The following is a 445-nucleotide window of genomic DNA, read 5'->3' on the forward strand; positions in this document are numbered from 1 at the left end:
ATTCAGGATGCCGTCACCGTTTAAGTCGTCTGGCACTGTGATTGCACCAATCAAGTCAGCTGGAATGGTATCAATCGTAACAATTGCTGTATCTGTTGTTATGTTTCCAGCTGGATCTGTTGCCGTTACAGTTACTGTATGTGGTCCTTCACCTAAAACAGGTAATACATTATCTGCTAGAGTCCAAGTACCATCACCATTATTGGTCGCTGGATAATCAACCCCATTCACATTCACTACAATCGTGGCAGTTGGGTCATTTATCGTACCTGTCAACGGTGGCGTTGTATCATTAGTAATAACATCATCTAAAGATACAATTGGTGCAACGGTATCAATCGTCAATACCGCAGTGTCTGTACCAACATTCCCCGCAGGGTCAGTCGCTGTCACAGTCACGGTATGTGGTCCTTCACCTAAAGTCGGTAAGGTGTTGTCCGCCAAG

The 445-nt window shown here is 44.9% G+C and carries 1 protein-coding gene; it reads right to left on the bottom strand.

What is annotated here, in order from left to right; translation table 11 throughout:
* Positions 1–445: Ig-like domain-containing protein (locus tag WA352_RS21780; RefSeq protein WP_336143918.1), on the bottom strand; the 445-nt coding region annotated here is incomplete at both ends.

This window comes from Acinetobacter sp. 102 (assembly GCF_037028485.1).
Classification (GTDB): domain Bacteria; phylum Pseudomonadota; class Gammaproteobacteria; order Pseudomonadales; family Moraxellaceae; genus Acinetobacter; species Acinetobacter higginsii.